At 70.5% G+C, this 15,785-nt stretch carries 11 protein-coding genes and 1 tRNA gene; 3 read left to right on the top strand and 9 right to left on the bottom strand.

Annotated features, from left to right (window positions below):
• Nucleotides 1-2 precede the first annotated feature (2 nt).
• The 4 genes from JD276_RS13825 to sdhC are packed head-to-tail and all read right to left on the bottom strand — an operon-like array spanning nt 3 to nt 3,505.
• Nucleotides 3-767: a succinate dehydrogenase iron-sulfur subunit gene (locus JD276_RS13825; RefSeq protein WP_200116249.1), complete on the bottom strand. Its 765-nt coding sequence runs from the start codon at nt 765-767 to the stop codon at nt 3-5.
• A gap of 4 nt (nt 768-771) precedes the next feature.
• Complete coding sequence (sdhA, locus tag JD276_RS13820) at nt 772-2,583, bottom strand: succinate dehydrogenase flavoprotein subunit (RefSeq protein ID WP_200116248.1); 1,812 nt, start codon at nt 2,581-2,583, stop codon at nt 772-774.
• A 36-nt stretch (nt 2,584-2,619) separates the two neighbouring features.
• On the bottom strand, nt 2,620-3,063 hold the full coding sequence (locus tag JD276_RS13815) for a succinate dehydrogenase hydrophobic membrane anchor subunit (RefSeq protein ID WP_200116247.1): 444 nt from the start codon (nt 3,061-3,063) through the stop codon (nt 2,620-2,622).
• Nucleotides 3,064-3,082: 19 nt separating this feature from the next.
• The gene (gene sdhC, locus JD276_RS13810; RefSeq protein ID WP_200116246.1) at nt 3,083-3,505 is read right to left on the bottom strand and encodes a succinate dehydrogenase, cytochrome b556 subunit; all 423 of its coding nucleotides are present in this window, start codon (nt 3,503-3,505) and stop codon (nt 3,083-3,085) included.
• A 214-nt stretch (nt 3,506-3,719) separates the two neighbouring features.
• Between sdhC and JD276_RS13805 the strand changes: the two genes are divergently transcribed.
• On the top strand, nt 3,720-4,865 hold the full coding sequence (locus JD276_RS13805; protein WP_200116245.1) for a mannose-1-phosphate guanylyltransferase: 1,146 nt from the start codon (nt 3,720-3,722) through the stop codon (nt 4,863-4,865).
• A gap of 64 nt (nt 4,866-4,929) precedes the next feature.
• Nucleotides 4,930-5,436 carry a glutathione peroxidase gene (locus JD276_RS13800; RefSeq protein WP_200116244.1) on the top strand — a complete coding sequence of 169 codons (507 nt, stop codon included), beginning with the start codon at nt 4,930-4,932 and terminating at the stop codon, nt 5,434-5,436.
• Nucleotides 5,437-5,447: 11 nt separating this feature from the next.
• On the opposite strand, the gene JD276_RS13795 is transcribed toward JD276_RS13800, so the two are convergent.
• Complete coding sequence (locus JD276_RS13795) at nt 5,448-5,780, bottom strand: sugar ABC transporter ATPase (protein WP_200116243.1); 333 nt, start codon at nt 5,778-5,780, stop codon at nt 5,448-5,450.
• Nucleotides 5,781-6,067: 287 nt separating this feature from the next.
• Here JD276_RS13795 and JD276_RS13790 point away from each other — a divergent pair, with 287 nt between their 5' ends.
• Nucleotides 6,068-7,339 (top strand): MFS transporter, encoded by a 1,272-nt coding sequence (locus JD276_RS13790; protein ID WP_200116242.1) that lies wholly within the window; start codon nt 6,068-6,070, stop codon nt 7,337-7,339.
• Here JD276_RS13790 and JD276_RS13785 read toward each other — a convergent pair.
• The 4 genes from JD276_RS13785 to JD276_RS13770 all read right to left on the bottom strand — a co-directional run bounded on the left by JD276_RS13785 (nt 7,284) and on the right by JD276_RS13770 (nt 15,768).
• Nucleotides 7,284-9,902, bottom strand: coding sequence for a LuxR C-terminal-related transcriptional regulator (locus JD276_RS13785; protein WP_200116241.1), 2,619 nt, complete (start codon nt 9,900-9,902; stop codon nt 7,284-7,286). The genes JD276_RS13790 and JD276_RS13785 overlap by 56 nt on opposite strands.
• A 202-nt stretch (nt 9,903-10,104) precedes the next feature.
• Entirely contained in the window at nt 10,105-14,295 is a 4,191-nt protein-coding gene (locus JD276_RS13780) for an isopeptide-forming domain-containing fimbrial protein (protein ID WP_200116240.1), read from the bottom strand.
• A gap of 288 nt (nt 14,296-14,583) precedes the next feature.
• Nucleotides 14,584-14,659: transfer RNA gene (locus tag JD276_RS13775), tRNA-Ala, on the bottom strand.
• A gap of 62 nt (nt 14,660-14,721) precedes the next feature.
• Nucleotides 14,722-15,768, bottom strand: coding sequence for a hypothetical protein (locus JD276_RS13770; RefSeq protein ID WP_200116239.1), 1,047 nt, complete (start codon nt 15,766-15,768; stop codon nt 14,722-14,724).
• Nucleotides 15,769-15,785 lie beyond the last annotated feature (17 nt).

Here is a 15,785-nt window from a genome sequence, read left to right as displayed (position 1 = left end):
GGCTAGGAGGTCTTGCCGGTGCGGATGGCCGCCTTGACCTCGGCGATCGCCTTCGTGACCTGGATGCCGCGCGGGCAGGCGTCCGTGCAGTTGAAGGTGGTGCGGCAGCGCCAGACGCCCTCGGTGTCGTTCAGGATGTCGAGGCGCACCTGCGCGTTGTCGTCGCGCGAGTCGAAGATGAAGCGGTGCGCGTTGACGATCGCGGCCGGGCCGAAGTACTGGCCGTCGGTCCAGAAGACGGGGCAGGACGAGGTGCACGCGGCGCAGAGGATGCACTTGGTCGTGTCGTCGAAGCGCTCGCGCGCGGCGATGTCCTGGATGCGCTCCTTGCCGGGCTCGGGGGCCGAGCTCGCGACGAGGAACGGCTGCACCTCGCGATAGGAGGCGAAGAACGGCTCCATGTCGACGATGAGGTCCTTCTCGAGGGGCAGCCCCTTGATCGCCTCGACGTAGATCGGCTTGGAGATGTCGAGATCCTTGATCAGGGTCTTGCACGCGAGCCGGTTGCGGCCGTTGATGCGCATCGCATCGGATCCGCAGATGCCGTGCGCGCATGAGCGGCGGAACGAGAGCGTGCCGTCCTGATCCCACTTGATCTTGTGCAGCGCGTCGAGGATGCGGTCGGTCGGGTACATGGGGACGTCGAAGTCCTCCCAGTACGCCTCGTCCTTCACCTCGGGGTTGTAGCGCCGGATCAGCAGGGTGACGTTGAACGGCTGGGGGGCGTCCTCGACGGGAGCCGCGGCTTCGGCGGTTGCGGTGCTCATCGTCCTAGTACTTCCTCTCCATCGGCTGGTAGTTCGTGACGACCACCGGCTTCCAGTCCAGGCGAATGTGGTCTTCCGGATCCGCGGAGTGCGGATCGCCGGAGAGGTACGCCATGGTGTGCTTCATGTAGTTCTCGTCGTCGCGCTTGGGGTAGTCGTCGCGCATGTGCCCGCCGCGGCTCTCCTTGCGGTTGCGAGCGGCGAAGACGAGCACCTCGGCGAGGTCGAGCAGGAAGCCGAGCTCGATGGCCTCGAGCAGGTCGGTGTTGTAGCGCTTGCCGCGATCCTGCACGCCGACGTTGTTGTAGCGCAGGCGCAGGTCGTGGATCACGCCGAGCACCTCGGTCAGCGACTCCTCGGTGCGGAACACCTGAGCACCGCGGTCCATCGTCTCCTGCAGTTCCTTGCGGAGGTCGGCGACGCGCTCGGTGCCGGTGCCCGTGCGGAAGCGGTCGACGAGGTCGCGGATCTCCCGTGCGGGATCCTCCGGGAGCTCGACGAAGGAGGCGCCGTTCGCGTAGTCGGCGGCGCGGTTGCCCGATCGCTTGCCGAAGACGTTGATGTCGAGCAGCGAGTTCGTGCCGAGGCGGTTCGAGCCGTGCACCGAGACGCAGGCGCACTCGCCCGCCGCGAAGAGGCCGGGCACGACGGTGTCGTTGTCCATCAGCACCTCGGCGTCGACGTTCGTCGGGATGCCGCCCATCGCGTAGTGGGCCGTCGGGAACACCGGGACCGGCTCGGTGACGGGGTCGACGCCCAGGTAGGTGCGCGCGAACTCGGTGATGTCGGGCAGCTTGGTCTCGAGCACCTCGGCGCCCAGGTGGGTGCAGTCGAGGTAGACGTAGTCCTTGTGGGGGCCGGCGCCGCGCCCGTCGAGGACCTCCTGCACCATGCAGCGGGCCACGATGTCTCGCGGGGCGAGGTCCTTGATGGTCGGCGCATAGCGCTCCATGAAGCGCTCGCCGCTCGCGTTGCGGAGGATGGCGCCTTCGCCTCGGGCGCCCTCGGTCAGGAGGATGCCCAGGCCGGCGAGGCCCGTGGGGTGGAACTGGTAGAACTCCATGTCCTCGAGCGGCAGCCCCTTGCGCCAGACGATGCCGACGCCGTCTCCGGTGAGGGTGTGCGCGTTCGAGGTGGTCTTGAAGATCTTGCCGAAGCCGCCGGTCGCGAAGACGACGGACTTCGCCTGGAAGACGTGCAGCTCGCCCGTCGCGAGCTCGTAGGCCACCACGCCGGCGGGCCTGCGGTCCTTGCCCTCGCCCGTCATGACGAGGTCGAGCACGTAGAACTCGTTGAAGAAGTTGACGCCCAGCTTCACGCAGTTCTGGAACAGCGTCTGCAGGATCATGTGACCCGTGCGGTCTGCCGCGTAGCAGGCGCGGCGCACGGGCGCCTTGCCGTGGTCGCGCGTGTGCCCGCCGAAGCGGCGCTGGTCGATCTTGCCCTCGGGCGTGCGGTTGAAGGGCAGGCCCATGTTCTCGAGGTCGATGACCGCGTCGATCGCCTCCTTGGCGAGGATCTCGGCAGCGTCCTGGTCGACGAGGTAGTCGCCGCCCTTGACCGTGTCGAAGGTGTGCCACTCCCAGTTGTCGTCCTCGACGTTCGCGAGGGCCGCCGCCATGCCGCCCTGGGCCGCGCCCGTGTGCGAGCGGGTCGGGTAGAGCTTCGTGATGACCGCGGTCTTCGCCTTGGGGCCGGCCTCGATGGCGGCGCGCATGCCCGCGCCGCCGGCGCCGACGATCACGACGTCGAACTGGTGGTAGGTGACACCGTCCTTGACGGTCACTTCCTCGCCCTGGTGGGTGTTGCTAGTCACGAGATTCTGATCTCCGTATCGGTTTCGGTGAAGTCTTTAGGACGCCGTGCAGAACGAGGCGAGCAGCTCGGGATCCGCGCCGGCGGGGCAGGGGTCGAACGTGAACACCACGAGCGTGCCCAGCACGATCAGCAGGGCCGCGGCGAGGAAGAGGGCGACCTTCAGGGCCTTGGCGAGCCCGGGGCGCGAGACGTAGTCGTTCACGATCGTGCGCATGCCGTTCGTGCCGTGGATCAGGGCCAGCCACAGCAGCAGCACGTCCCAGACCTGCCAGAAGGGGTTCGCGAGCTTGCCGCCGACGAAACCGAAGTCGATGGCGGCGACGCCGTCGCCCACCATCAGGTTCGAGAAGAGGTGGCCGAAGATCAGCACCACCAGCAGCACGCCGGAGGCGCGCATGTAGATCCAGCCCCACTTCTCCCAGTTGGTGCGCTTCTTGGCGGGGGTCTGCGAGCGCGGGGATTCGATCGTCATGGTCATGTTCTGCTCCACCCTCGTCTCAGTGCCCGAAGACGTTCATCAGGTGACGCGGCGTGAAGGCCAGCATCACGATCACCCAGAGCACGACGACGGTCCAGAACATCGCGCGCTGGTGCTTGGCACCCTGGCTCCAGTAGTCGACCAGGATCACGCGGATCCCGTTGAAGGCGTGGAAGACGATGGCGCCGACCAGGCCGACCTCGCCGAGACCCATGATCGGGGTCTGGTAGGTGCCGATGACGGCGTTGTACGCCTCGGGGCTGACGCGGATCAGCGCCGTGTCGAGCACGTGCACGAGCAGGAAGAAGAAGATCGCGACGCCCGTGATGCGGTGCAGCACCCACGACCACATGCCCTCGTTGCCGCGGTAGAGCGTGCCACCCGGCGTCTTGCGCTTCTTGACCGCTGGCGCGGCGGCTGCCGTTTGGGCTGACACGTGCATCCTCCTCAAGATCCTGCGCCACCGGGCAGGCTCCCCGGCGGCCGACGCCGCAGGTTCCGGTGCGAGGCGTTCCGCGCAGGAGTGCGCGGACAGCCTCGTAGCTGGGAATCTGCCGCGACCCCATTATGGCACCTTTCCCGGGTGCTCCCGTCCGCAGAGGCCGGGCCGCGCCGCATTTCCCACCAAGCGACATCCGATCGTTAGGCTGGTGCCCATGACCGCTGCTTCCGAGGCCCTCTCACCGGCCCGCACTCCGGCTCTCGAGCGCCTCACCTGCGTGATCCCCGCGGGAGGCGTCGGCTCCCGGCTCTGGCCGCTCTCCCGCGCGAACGCCCCGAAGTTCCTGCTCGACCTCACGGGCAGCGGCGACTCCCTGCTGCGGGCGACCTGGGATCGGCTCTCCCCCGTCACTCCCGCCGAGCGCGTGATGGTCGTCACGGGCAATGCGCATCGCGCCTCCGTGACCGAGCAGCTGCCGGAGCTCCTGGCGCAGAACCTGATCACCGAGAGCGAGCCGAAGGACTCGTCGGCGGCCATCGGTCTCGCCGCGGCCATCCTCGAGACCCGGGATCCCGACGCGATCATCGGATCCTTCGCCGCCGACCATGTGATCCGGGGCGACGTGCTGTTCCAGCGCGCCGTCTCGACCGCGGTGCAGGCCGCTGACCAGGGGTACATCGCCACCATCGGGATCCATCCGTCGCATCCGGCGACCGGCTTCGGCTACATCGCCTGCGGCTCGGCCCGCGGCGACCTGGCGCCCTTCGACGTGTACGAGGTCACCGAGTTCGTGGAGAAGCCCGACGAGGCGACGGCGACCGACTACCTGCTCCGCGGCAGCTATCTCTGGAACGCCGGCATGTTCATCGCGAAGGCCACGGTGCTGCTCGACCAGATGGCGCTGGCGGAGCCCGAGCTGGTGCGCTCGCTGCGCGAGATCGCGGATGCGTGGGACACGGACCGCGGCGCGCAGGTGCGGGAGCGCCTGTGGCCGGCGCTGCCGAAGATCGCGATCGACTACACCGTGGCCGAACCGGCCGCCGCTGCCGGCAAGATGGTGTGCGTCGCGGCGCACTTCGACTGGGACGACGTCGGAGACTTCGCCTCCGTCGCGAACCTGCTCACCCGCGGCCGCTCGAGCGACCTCGCCGTGCTCGGCGACGGCGCCCAGGTGCTGTCCGACGCCTCGAGCGGCATCGTCGTGTCGGAGAGCGACCGCCTCGTCGCCCTGGTGGGCATGGAGGACGTCGTGGTGGTCGACACCGCCGACGTGCTCCTCGTCACGTCGAAGAGCCGCGCGCAGGACGTGAAGAACCTCGTGAACCGCATGCGCCTCACGGGCGGCGGGCACCTGCTCTGATCCGGATCCGCCGCGCCTCCCCCACCTCCGCCCTCGGCGGAGCTGCAGCGCGTACGATGCTGCCATGCGCCTCGATACAGCAGCTCTCCGCAGGATCCCGCTGACCACGATCGACGGGGAGGCGACCTCGCTCGCCGCCTATGCCGATCAGGCGGTGCTCGTCGTCAACGTCGCGTCCAAATGCGGCCTCACACCCCAGTACGAGCAGCTGGAGGAGCTGCAGCGCCGCTACGGCGACCGCGGCTTCACGGTGCTCGGCTTCCCGTGCAACCAGTTCATGGGTCAGGAGCCGGGCAGCGCCGAGCGGATCAAGGAGTTCTGCTCGACGACCTACGGCGTCACCTTCCCCCTCATGGAGAAGACGAAGGTGAACGGCAGGCACAAGCATCCGCTCTACGCGCAGCTCCGCCGCGTGCCCGATGCGGCGGGGCGGGCGGGGAAGGTGAAGTGGAACTTCGAGAAGTTCCTCGTCGCACCCGACGGCGGGGTGACGCGCTTCCGTCCGGCCACGCGCCCCGACGATCCGGCCGTGATCTCGGCGATCGAGCGGGCCCTGCCGGATCGGACGTAGCTCCGAGACGCTCAGAGGTCCTCGGGGGCGAGATCCCCCTCGCCCTCTTCCCCGAGTTCGGCGACCAGCGGATCCTCGCCCTGACTCTCGGGCTGCAGCTCCGAATCGGGCAGGTCCTCGGCGGGGATCTCGGGATCGCCGCCGGGTGTCCCGACGGGGTCGTCGCCGATCGACGGATCGGGGTCGTTCTCCGCCGCGGCGCTGTCGAGCGCCTCCGTCCGGTCCCATTCGGTCTGGGCCGGATCGGCCGCCGGGTCCGCCGGCGCCGTGGCGTCGCCGTCGCGAAGCGGTCGCACGGCGTCCGCGTCCCCGGCGTCGGAGAATGTGTCCGGTGTCGATTCCATGGCTCCTCCTCGGTGCGTCCCGCGGTGCGCGGGGCGGGCCGTCCGACCCGCTCGCCCTCAGTCTGGCTGGTCCCGGCCCGACTGCTCAGAGGGTTGAAGAAACGGCGCCCGCTGGGTACAGTCGCGAACTCCTCGGAGGTCCGCTCGTCGAGGGCGCCGAAGCAGGAGGGGCGATCCGGAGTCGCGCCCGATGACCGCATCGGGGCCGCTGCAGGCTCGGTCCTTGACTAAGCTGAGGAGCACGGCTCGTCGATGTCCGGGAGCCGCTGGGGGAGGTCGGGGGCGGCGTGCGGAGGGTGCTGATCTTCGCCGCCGTCAATCTCGTGGCGCTCGGCTCGCTGACGGCGCCCGCGATCACCGGTCTCCCGATGCTGGTGGGGCGACTCGTTCCCGAGAGTCAGCGGACATCGTCTCTGGCCTTCGTCGTCACATGCGGGGCGCTGACGGCCGTCCTCGCGAATCCCGTGTTCGGTATCGCCTCCGACTGGACCCGGAGCCGATTCGGCAGGCGGCGCCCGTGGCTCCTCGGCGGGGTCCTCGCAGGATGGGGAGCGAGCGCGGCGCTGCTGAACGCCGCATCGGTGGCGGAGCTCGCGGCGGCCTGGGTGGTCGCGCAGGCCGGATACAACGCCACGCTCGCCGCCGTCGCCGGTTTCGTCGGGGATCAGGTGGAGGAGCGGACGCGCGCCTCGGCCTCCGGGGTGTTCGGCGCCGCCGCGTTCCTCGGGACGCTCCCGCCGCTTGCGCTGGCCGCGATGGTCCCCTCCCGGCTCGACGTCCTGATCCTCGCGATGCCGTCTGCCGCCGTCATCGTCGCGACGATCTGCTGCGCGGTGATCTCCGACCCTGCGCCTCGACTCTCGACTCCTCCGCCGTTCTCACGGGAGGGCGCGCGTCAGCTGCGCGAGATCCTCCGCAACCGCGCATTCGTCTGGATCTGGGGGCAGCGCCTGCTCATGCAGCTGGCGTTCTCCCTGGCGACGTCCTTCACCCTCTACTTCGTGATGGCCCGTTTACGCCTGTCACCCGAAGCCGCCTCACCGGTGGTCGCGGCGGCCACCCTGCTGGGTGGGACGGGGATCGTCCTGGCGGCGGTGACGGCGGGGTTCGCGGCGGGGCGGCGAGGACGCTACGGCCCCTATCTGGTCGTGTCGGGAGCGGGTCTGGCCTTCGCCGGCATGCTGCGCGCCACGGCGTCCGGGGAACCGCAGCTCTGGCTCGCCGCAGCCGTCGGAGGAATCGCCATGGGGGTCTACTTCGCCGTCGATCTCGCGCTCGCTCTCCGCACGATCCCCGATGGCAGGGCCGGAACGTATCTGGGACTGCTGAACGTCGCCGAGACGCTCCCCCAGGCCGTCGCGCCCGGCATCGCGGTCGCGATGCTCTCCTCGTCCGGGCCCGACCCCCTCTCGACGGGCGCCGACAACTACCTCGCCCTCTACATGTCGGCCGGAGTCCTCGCTCTGGTCGCGCTCGCGGCCGTGCGGTTCATCGGCCCGGCGCTCACTCGAACGGTTCCTCGAGACGCGCAGGGATATCGTCCGGATCGGCGCTCGTGAACCCCATCGCGGCGAGGGCGGCAAGAGCCTCCGCCCGCGTCCCGACACCCAGCTTCCGGTAGAGCCCGCGAAGCTGGGTCTTGACGGTGTTGAGGGAGATGGAGAGCGCCTGCGCGAGCTCGGTGTTGGTCCGGGTTCGCGGCAGCGTCTCGATGAGGGCGAGTTCGCGCGGAGTGAACGCCGACTTCGGACGTGTCGAGGCGATGATCCCGGGCACCCGGCCGCGCGAGAGATGCGCGTCGTGCACCGCGAGCCCGGCTCGCTCCACCAGCGAGAACACGGCGTCGAGGGCCTTCGGCGGCACCATCGCCAGCGCCATCCCCTGCCGACGCTCCCGCAGGAACTCGAACGCCGCGCGCGTGGCCGTCACCGCGCGTTCCTCGTTCCCGAGCAGCGCCATCGCTCCCGCGCGGAGCGCCAGGTCCTCGGCGATCCGACGGGACGAGGGCCGGGCCCGGGCGGGATGGCGCTCGGCGGCGAGGAGCAGCCGCAAGGCCTCTTCCGGCCTGTCTCGGACGAGACTGATCCGGGCGCGGCCGACTGCCCCGCCCGCGGACTGCCGCTTCCCGAGCGCTTTCTCGGCCGCGTGGGGGTTCCCCGCCGCCAGTTCGATCAGCGAGGAGGTCCGACCGAGGCGCGCGAGCGTCTCCGGTGCGACCGCACGGCGGCGGTTCTGGCTGGTGATCTCCGCCTGGAGCCGGAAGCGCGCCTGGTCGACCTCACCGCGCAGGAGCGACACGAGCGCGTCGGCGTGCGCGAGCAGGGGCCAGTGCTCGATCGTTTCGCGGTGGGGATCGAGCGAGCGGAGGTGACGCTCGGCCGCATCGGCGTCGAAGGCCTCGAGCGCCAGCATCGCCTCCGCGAGAGGGATGAAGCTGCCCATGTACCCGGTCAACCAGCCGTCCGGCCATTCGAGGCGGCTGGCCTGCTCCAGCAGCGCTCGCGCCTCGGGCCCGTCTCCGGCGATCGCGAGGGTGCCGGCGGAGAGCGCGAGTCCCTGCAGGCCGCCCGTGAGACCTCGCGCCTCGCCCACCGCGGTCGACCGGGAGAAGGCGGCGAGGGCCTCTTCGTCGAGACCCGCATAGACGAAGGTGGTGCCGTACTGGTTCAGCAGCGTGGGTTCCGTCCGACCCAGGTCGTCCCGGTCGGAGGGACTCATCGCGAGCAGCGTCTCGTAGCCCTCCACCGCGGGTCCCAGCGCTGCGTCGAACCGACCGCTCACCCTGAGGGAGGCCGTCTCGATCGCACGCAGCACCGCCCGGTCCGCCCGACTCGCGGAGGCGCGCTGCTTCCGGGCGGCGTAGCGCGCGAGGGCGAAGTACTCCAGCGCCCTCAGGCGGCTCCGCCCGGTGCGGTTGTACTCGAGGGCGAGCAGCATCGTGAGGAAGGGATGGGTGCGGAGCACCGAGAGCGGAGTGCCGCGGAAGAGCTCTCGCAGCTGCGGGCCGTGATTCCGCAGCAGGTCGTTCCAGTGCATCCTTACGACGCGGGACGCGAAGGTCCAGTCGTGGAACTCGACGGCCTGGCGGAGGGCGGAGAACGGATGCCCCGCTCGCAGCTCCCACCGGGCCACGGCGCCGACCAGCTCGGGCACTTCCCGGGGCTGCTCCGCGCGCAGTCGTCGCTCGAACGCCTCCCGGATGAGCGGGGTGTAGGTGAACGTCGCGGCCCCGGTCGCATCCGGGCTCCAGAGCCCGAGGCCCTCGGCCTCTGCGCGGTCCAGGAGCGCCCGTGCGGATGCGCGCTCCTCCGAGGCGTCCGCCTTCGCTTCGCCCGCCGGCCTCCGGGTCGCGATCCGCAGAAGCCGGGCTGCGAGATCCGGGTCCATCGCCTCGGCGATCGAGGTCGCCGTCACGAAGCGGAGGAACGGTTCATCCACCGGTGAGGACTCCAGTTGCAGCCGGATGAACGAGTCCACGAGATCGGGGAGGGTGCGGCCCGACAGAGCGGGCTGCGCGGCCTCGCCGAGCGACGTGGCCAGAAGCTTCGCGAAGAGCGGAGCCCCTCCGTGCGCCATCACCTCGTTCACGAGGTCGGAGTGGGGGTCCACGGCCATGATCCGCGCCGCCTCCTCGGCGGTGAGCGCCAGATCGGGGGCCTCCAGCGTCGCCAGCTCCATGTCCAGCGCCAGAGCCGGCTCGTCGAGGACCGTGCGCTTGCGCGCGGTCGCGCGGAGCTCCAGCGTGCTGAGGTCGCGGACGGCGTCGACGAGAGCCAGCTGCGTCGATCGGCGGAGACCGTCGATGCCGTCGACCGCGAGGGCCAGGGGGCCGGGAACGCCGCGCAGCCCCCGCCGCAGCAGCTGCCAGGGATCCGCTCCGCCCGCCATCGCCTCGGAGGCCAGCCGCAGCGGGTTCCCGTCCTCGAGGAGGCCGGCGGCCCGCATCTCGTCGGCGAGGAGTTCGACGAACTCGGCGGATTCCATCTCCCGGTCCCGGATCCGCACCCAGACGCCGCTCGTCGCGGTGGTCGAGGCCCACTGGGCCATGGCCACGGTCTTCCCGTACCCGGCCGGGGCGCGGGCGACGATGATCGGCTCGGCGCCGTCGAAGCGAGAGCTCAATCGATGTCTCGACAGCACCCACGACGGTATCCGGGGGACCCCCTCGATCGCCATTCCCCGAACTTCCTCCTCGGATCGCCCCTGTCATCCGGGTCGAGCCGCCCGAGCGGCTCCTCATCAGTGTAGAAGAGGTCCGGGCATCGGATGCGACGCATTCGATGCCCGGACCTCTTTCCCGCGGGAGACTACGCTCTCAGCCCGCCTAGAGGGCCGAGTCTCGACGACGCGTCACCAGCAGCACCCCTCCGCCCGCGAGGAGAAGCGCGCCCAGCCCGGCGAGCCAGGGCACCGCCCGCTCACCCGTGACGGCCAGCTGGGTCTTCACCGGATGCTCCGTCGACGTCTCCGGCGGAGTGATCGTCACCCCTCCCGGAGGCGTCGCCGAGGCGCTCGCGCGGTTGACCATCGTCTGCCCCGCGGCGTCGTCGTTCACGCGAACCGAGTAGGTGACGGTGACGGTCTCGCCACTGGCGAGCGGCCCGCTCCAGCTGAGCCGGCTGCCCTCCACCGAAGGCGCATCCGCCTCGCGATCGCCGATGTGCGCGACCGCGTCTCCTCGGTATGCGGCGTGCTGCAGGACCCGGCTGAGGTCGTCGACGATCTCGACGCGCTCCAGATCCGTTGCACCGGTGTTGACGCCCGTCAGCGTGTAGGTCACGATGCCGCCGGCGGCGACGGACGTGCCCGAGCTCGGGTCGGCCGTCTTCGTGAACTCGAAGCCCGGCTCGTTCACCGGATGCTCCGTCTCCACGGGGGGCGGCGTCAGGGTGCTTCCCCCGGGCGGCGTCGCAGAGCCGCCCGCGGTGTTGACGAGGGTCGCCCCGCCCGCGTCGCCGTTCACCGTCACGGAGTACGTGATGATGACCCGCTCGCCGATCCCGAGCCCGCCCGTCCACGACAGCTTCTCGCCCTCGACCGCGACCGCTCCGCTGGAGGCGGCGACGTCGCCGTTGTAGGCGGCGTGCGCGAGCACGCCCGACAGGTCGTCGACGATCGAGACGGGATCGAGCACGGTCTCACCGGTGTTCACGCCCGTCAGCGTGTAGCTGACGACGCCGCCGGGGTCCACGGCCGTCCCCGCTCCGGGGGCCGCGGTCTTGAGGATCTCGAAGCCGGGTTCGTTGACCGGGTGCTCCGTCGTCGAGGGGGGCGTCTCGATCGGAGGCGCGTCCCCGGGTGGCGTGGCGGAGCCGGCCGCCTCGTTCCGAAGGGTCTCGCCGCCGGCGTCTCCGTGCACGGTCACCGAGTAGGTGATGATGACGCGCTCGCCGACTCCGAGGCTCCCGCTCCACACCAGCTCCTCGTCGTCCAGCGCGACCGCTCCCGTCGAGGCGGACGCGTCGCCGTTGTAGGCGGCGTGCGCCAGGACTCCGGAGAGGTCGTCGACGATCGAGACGGGATCGAGCACGGTCTCACCGGTGTTCACGCCGGTCACTGTGTAGGTGACGACGTCGCCCGGGTCCACGGCGCTGCCCGTCTCGGGGTCGGCGCTCTTCGAAACGGAGAATCCGGGCACGTTGACCGGATTGTCCGTCTCCACGGGCGGCGGGACGATCGTCTCACCGCCGGGCGGGGTCGCCTCAGCCGTCGCGGCGTTGAGGATGCTCTCGCCCGCGGCGTCGGATCCCACGGTCACGGAGTAGGTGATCGTCACCGTCTCGCCGGCGTCCAGCGCACCGCTCCAGCTGAGCTGCGTCCCGGAGACCTCCGGAGACGCGGCGGGTTCGCCGTTCACCGAGGCGGAGACGTCGCCGTTGTAGGCCGCGTGCGCGAGCACGTCGGAGAGGTCGTCGACGATCGTCACGGGATCGAGCGCGGTCTCACCCGTGTTCGCGCCCACGAGCGTGTAGGTCAGCACCGCTCCGGTATCCACGGCGGTTCCCGAGACGGGATCGACGGACTTGCTGAGCTCGAACCCGGGGGCGTTCACCGGGTGCTCCGTCTCCGCCGGAGGGGGAGCGATCGTCTCGCCTGGGGTGGTCGGGCTCTCGGGGTCGCTCGGGTCCTCAGGGATCCGAGGGGTGCCCTCGCCGCTCGCGGTGTTCGAGAGCAGCGCTCCGCCCGCATCGCCCTTGACCGTCACGGAGTACGTGATCTCGACGCGCTCGCCGGCGGGGAGCGAGCCGCTCCAGGTCAGCTCGTCGCCGTCCACGGATACCGTTCCGCTCGTGGCCGAGGCGTCGCCGTTGTAGTCGGCGACGTCGAGCACCGCGGCGAGGCTGTCGGTGATGGTCGCCGGGTCGAGCAGGGTGTCGCCCGTGTTCTCACCGGTCACCGTGTAGGTGACGGTGTCGCCCGGATCCACGGCGGTCCCCGAAGCGGGATCCGCGCTCTTGGCGACCGCGAAGCCGGAGGCGAGGACCGGATGGGAGGTCTCGACGGGGGCCGGCACGATGGGTGCGCCGGGGATCGTCGGGCCGCCCGGGTTATTCGGGTCGGGCGTCTGGGGCGTCGCCGATCCGGATGCGGAGTTGTTGATCGCGACGCTCGAGGCGTCCTTCGCGACCGTCGCCGAGTAGGTGATCTCGACGGTCTCGCCCGCGGCGAGGGCGCCCGTCCAGCTCAGCGCGCTCCCGGACACGGATACCTCGCCGCTCGTCGCGGTCGCGTCTCCGTTGTAGGCCGCGTGCGCCAGGACGCCGGAGAGGTCGTCGACGATGCTCGCGGGGTCGAGCAGCGTGGCTCCGGTGTTCGTGCCGGTGACCGTGTAGGTGACGGTGTCGCCCGGCTCGAGGACGGTGCCCGAAGCAGGATCGGCCGACTTGGCGATCTCGAAGCCGGCCACGGGATGCTCCGTGGTCACGGCGGGAGGCACGACCGGCTCACCGGGGCCCGGCGGGGTGCCCGAGGCGGTGACCCGGTTCTCGATGGATGCGCCCGCGACCCCCTCGTTCACGGAGACCGAATAGGTGATCGTGACGGTCTGCCCCGGCTGGAGCGCGCCCGTCCACGCGAGGTCGTCGCCCGTGATCGTCGCGGGGTTCGCGGTCTCCTCCGTGCCGTCGATCGCCGTGGTGACATCGCCCCGATAGGTGGCGCTGTCGAAGACCTGCGAGAGATCGTCCGCGATCTCGACGGGGTCGAGCGCGGTGTTGCCCGTGTTCTCCGCCTCGACCGTGTAGGTGATGGTGTCGCCGGCTTCGACCGACGATCCGTTCGCGGGATCCGAGGTCTTCCGCAGATCCAGCCCGGGAACCGCCGCCTCGTGCGCGTCGTTCGTGATCGTGCAGATCACGTTCTCACCCCGATCGCTCGTCGGGAACACGACGTCCCACGAGGGGCCGCTGCCGGTCGTCGCCACCGGGGCTCCGCCGGAGTCGACGCAGGAGATGGACGAATCGTAGTCGGCCAGGTCGGCTCCTCCGGCCGCCGTCTCGGAGACGGTGTAGGTCTCGCCGGCCTCCACGAACACCGGGCCGGCGATGACCGGCTGCAGGCCCGTCATCGCGCCGGTGGTCGTCGCCGAGCGGTCGTCGTCGATCGTGTCCCCGTCGATGTCGAGGGTGAACTGGTCGCCGCTCTCGAATCGGTCGACGATGTCCTTCTGCAGGGAGATGGTGTTCGGGAACGAGCAGCTCGACATGTCGGTGTTCGAGAAGCCGCGCGTGGCGATCGTGCGCAGCATCTGTCCGGTCGCGAGATCCACCTCGCTGATGGAGCCGCTCTGCGACACGAAGAGCTTGCCGTTGGCGCCGAACGCGATGCCGTTGCCCTGCGTTCCCGCGGGCAGTCGCGTGACGTGCGTGAGCGGGATGTCGCCGGAGCCCGGGGTCGTGGGAACGTTGTTCGGCTGCACGACGAAGATGTCCCGGTCCGCGAGAACGTACAGCTCGCCGTTCGCGCCGAAGGCGAAGTCCCCGTTGCCGTCGATGCCGGTCGCCAGTACGCCGACCTGCCCGATGGCCGAGCCGGTCGCCGGATCGTAGGCGCCGAGGTAGGAGTTCGCGGAGCTCCCCGAGTAGTAGTAGATCCCCGTCTCGGGGCTGACGGCGCCTCGGATCAGGACACCGGGGACGCTCGGGTCTCCCAGTGCCTTCGTCTCGGTCTGCTCGGTGGCGCCGTTGTAGATCGCGATCTGCTTGTTCGCGCCCCCGCTGCCGTTGGAGTTGTCGAGCGTATAGGCCATGTTCCCGTCGGCCGAGATGCCGAGGGCGTTGGCGCGCTGGCCGGAGGCGTGCACGTCTCCGAGGCCGGAGCCGTTCGGCGAGACATCCACCGACCGGATCTCCCCCGAGGCGTTCTGCGTGTAGATGGTGTTCGCATCGCAGGCGAACGGCGCGGCCTCTGCAGGCGTGGCCGCCGCCCCGACGGTCACCAACGACGTGGCGACGACGGCGGCGGACGCCACTATGGCGCCCCACCGTCTCACCACGCTGGATGGTCTCTTGCTCATGTTTCGTGCACTCCCTGACATCGAAGAAGGCAGAGGAGATGCCTCGGCCCTCGGCGACGGTAGCAACCGCCGGGACACACGGGGGAGACGACGATTTTCGGCCCTGATCAGGCAGGAAGCGGCGTGGCAACCCGGCTCAGGGGCGGCCGCCGAAGGAGGAATTCATCCTTTTCGAGCGAAGATTCACCCGCCTCGGGTTCTCAGCGCGAGCCGGGCGTCATCGACGGACGCGACGAAAAGCCCCTGCCCCGCAGCGAAGCGGGACAGGGGCGACGAGGTGTTTCGAACTGGTGGATCTGAGGGGAATCGAACCCCTGACCTTCTCATTGCGAACGAGACGCGCTACCAACTGCGCCACAGACCCTGACAGCGACCAACTCTAGCAGTCGCTTCCGCGAGCGCGAAATCGACACCGCGACCTCGTAATCAGCCGGCGTTGCGGCGACGTCGCAGCACCGCGTCGAGATCCGGCATCCCCGAGCTCGTGTCGCCGACCACGCCCATCTGGCGGAGCTTCTCGGCGGCCGCCGCCTGCTCCGCCGCACGCGCGGCCGCCGCACGCTCCGCGGCGCGCGCGGTCTCCGCGATATCCGCAGCCTTCGCGGCCTGCCGGCCCCGGTCCGCGTCCGATGCCGGTCGAGACTGAGGCGCAGCCGGCGTCTGGTCGGCGGCGCGGCTCGCCGCGACCTGCGCCCGCGCCTCCTCCAGCAGCATCGAGTCGGGCTGATTCACGCGGGGCGCGGGCACCTCGGCGCGCGCGCGGGCCAGCGCGCGGGCCCGGGCGATCCGCTCGGCTGCGGCTTGCTGCGCCGCGGCGTGGGCCCCGCTCGTGTCAGTGGCCTCCTCCTCGGCGATCATCTCCGACTCGATCGCCACGGTCTCGGCCACGACGACGGTCGCCTTCTCCGCGGGGATGGCCGCGTCCTTGACCCGGCCGGGCGCGAGCAGCACGAGGGCGCCCACGCCCGTGGCGAGCAGCAGGCTCGACCACAGCAGCGCGCTCGTCCCGTTGCCCGCGAGCGCGATGCCCGCTCCGACGAGCACACCGCCCAGCGCCACGACGACGAGGAGCGCCGCGACCGCGCGCACCCGGCGGACGATGGGCCGGCGCAGCTTCGCCGCCCGAGACGCGGCCGCCTGCCTGCGCCGCATCTGCTGCGCCTTGATCTCGGCTCGGACCTGTTCTGCTCGCGCTTCTGCCAAGGCAGCCTCCCGTTCGGCCTCCTGCCGCTTCTGCGCCGTGCGCAGCAGCTTCTCGTGTGCGAGGGCCTGCTTCGCGGTCGCCTCGACGCGAACCTCCTCCGGCACCTCGGCGGTCTCCGCCAGCACTCGCAGCGTGCGCTGCAGCCTCATCGCGTTGCGCTCCGCCGCCCGGAACTCGCGGCGGCGCACCCAGGCGGGCACGAGCACGGCGGCCCAAAGCAGAGCGGCCACCACGAAGATCACGCCCCCACCGAGTGCACCGCCAGTCATGCCGTTTACTGTACGGT

It is taken from the genome of Leucobacter chromiisoli, from assembly GCF_016522505.1.
In the GTDB taxonomy this organism is placed as follows: Bacteria; Actinomycetota; Actinomycetes; order Actinomycetales; family Microbacteriaceae; genus Leucobacter; species Leucobacter chromiisoli.
The sequence above is the reverse complement of the archived record's forward strand: the minus strand, read 5'-3'. Positions and strand labels throughout refer to the sequence as shown.

Bases quoted from the DNA above. Each gene is read 5' to 3' on its own strand.
- JD276_RS13825 (WP_200116249.1), bottom strand. From the start codon at position 767: ATGAGCACCGCAACCGCCGAAGCCGCGGCTCCCGTCGAGGACGCCCCC.
- JD276_RS13815 (WP_200116247.1), bottom strand. From the start codon at position 3,063: ATGACCATGACGATCGAATCCCCGCGCTCGCAGACCCCCGCCAAGAAG.
- sdhC (WP_200116246.1), bottom strand. From the start codon at position 3,505: ATGCACGTGTCAGCCCAAACGGCAGCCGCCGCGCCAGCGGTCAAGAAG.
- JD276_RS13805 (WP_200116245.1), top strand. From the start codon at position 3,720: ATGACCGCTGCTTCCGAGGCCCTCTCACCGGCCCGCACTCCGGCTCTC.
- JD276_RS13800 (WP_200116244.1), top strand. From the start codon at position 4,930: ATGCGCCTCGATACAGCAGCTCTCCGCAGGATCCCGCTGACCACGATC.
- JD276_RS13795 (WP_200116243.1), bottom strand. From the start codon at position 5,780: ATGGAATCGACACCGGACACATTCTCCGACGCCGGGGACGCGGACGCC.
- JD276_RS13780 (WP_200116240.1), bottom strand. From the start codon at position 14,295: ATGAGCAAGAGACCATCCAGCGTGGTGAGACGGTGGGGCGCCATAGTG.
- JD276_RS13770 (WP_200116239.1), bottom strand. From the start codon at position 15,768: ATGACTGGCGGTGCACTCGGTGGGGGCGTGATCTTCGTGGTGGCCGCT.